Below are 1600 nucleotides of genomic sequence, written 5' to 3' on the forward strand. Positions count from 1 at the left end.
GAACCCGGTCTGGTCGCCCTCGCGGCCGGCGGCGCCAGTCTGGTCGGCATCCTCTCTGCGCTACTGCCGGCCCGCCGTGCCGCGCAACTCGACCCGGTGGTGGCGATCCGTGGCTGAACCCAAAGACCACGTCCTGCACCTCGCCGGCATCCGCAAGTCCTACGGCAGCGGCGAGGTGGAAAGCGAGGTCCTGCACGGCATCCACCTGACGCTGCGGCGCGGTGAGTTCGCAGCCCTGATCGGCCCCTCCGGGTCGGGCAAAAGCACCCTGCTCAACCTGATCGGCCTGCTCGACCGGCCGACCAGCGGCCAATTGCACATCGACGGCGAAGACAGCGGCCAGCTCGACGATACCGGCCTGACCCGCCTGCGCGGCCAGCGCATCGGCTTCGTCTTCCAGCACCACCACCTGATCCCGGCTTTCACCGCCGAAGAAAACGTCGCCATGCCGCTGCTCGTCGCCCGCGGCCGGCCGGATCGCGAGATGTTCGAGCGCGCCGGCCGCCTGCTCGATCAGGTCGGCCTCGCCGAGCGCAAACAGCACCTCGCCAACCGGCTGTCCGGCGGCCAGCAGCAGCGCGTCGCCATCGCCCGCGCCCTGGTCACCAACCCGTCGCTGGTCTTGGCCGACGAGCCGACCGGCAACCTCGACACCCATGCGGCCGACGACGTCTTCGCGCTGCTCCGCGAATTCAACCGCCGCCAGCACACCACCTTCCTGATCGTCACCCACGACCCGCGCCTGGCGGCGCGCTGCGACCGTATCATCGAACTGGTCGACGGCCGCATCGTCGCCGATCAGGCGGTGGCAAGCGCCTGAGACCCGGTTTTACGCGGCCGGCTTCTGGCCGAACAGCCTGTCGGTCAGCTTGACGTACCACGCCGCCGACTGGACCTGGATGATGTAGGCCAGCGTGATGACCAGCGCCGCGTCCGAGCTCGCGCTGCCAAAGGCGTTCATGGCCAGGGCCAGGGCGATCGACAGGTTGCGCATCACGGTGCCATAGACCAGCGCGATGGCATCGCCGCGCGGCAGCAGCAACTTGGCCAGCACGGTGCTCAGCAGGTAGTTGCCGGCATAAAGCGCCAGCAAGGGGCCGAGCAGTTGCAGCAGTTCGGCCGGCCGGGCGGCCAGTTGCCCGGCCTTGAGGGCCATCGCGACAAAGACAATGCCGAGCACGCCCAGTGTCGAGAAGGGCGGAAAGCGCGGCGCCCATTCGGTCTGAAAGGCCTTCTGGCCGTGCTTTTTGAGCAGGTAGGCCTGCGTGAAATGCCCGGCGAGCATGGGCAGGAAGACGATGAAGGCGATTTGCGAAAACACCGCCAGCAAATCGACCGGCACCGTCGCCCCCATCAGCCATTGCACATAGAAAGGTGTCGCCAGCGAGCCAAGGATCAGGCCGAGGACCGTCATCTTGACCGCTGCCCCGAGGTTGCCACCAGCAAACCCGGTCCACGAAATGGTCATGCCCGAAGTCGGCAGCAACGCGGCGAGCAGCAGACCCATCGCGTAGTAAGGCTGTTCAGGAAAGAAATAGCGGCCAAGGCCGAAGGCAAAGAAGGGCACGAGACCGAAGTTGATGAACTGGGCCAGCCACTG

The 1600-nt window shown here is 66.9% G+C and carries 2 protein-coding genes; one reads left to right on the top strand and one right to left on the bottom strand.

Translation table 11 applies throughout. From position 1 onward, the window contains the following. The first annotated feature begins 109 nt into the window (after positions 1 to 109). Positions 110 to 820, top strand: a complete 711-nt coding sequence (locus A6M56_RS17670) for an ABC transporter ATP-binding protein (RefSeq protein ID WP_286758262.1) — start codon at positions 110 to 112, stop codon at positions 818 to 820. Positions 821 to 829: 9 nt separating this feature from the next. Here A6M56_RS17670 and A6M56_RS17675 read toward each other — a convergent pair. Further along, positions 830 to 1600: arsenic resistance protein (locus A6M56_RS17675; RefSeq protein ID WP_286758263.1), on the bottom strand; the 771-nt coding region annotated here is incomplete at its 5' end.

It is taken from the genome of Ralstonia sp. RL (assembly GCF_001683835.1).
GTDB classification, from domain to species: Bacteria; Pseudomonadota; Gammaproteobacteria; order Burkholderiales; family Burkholderiaceae; genus Ralstonia; species Ralstonia mannitolilytica.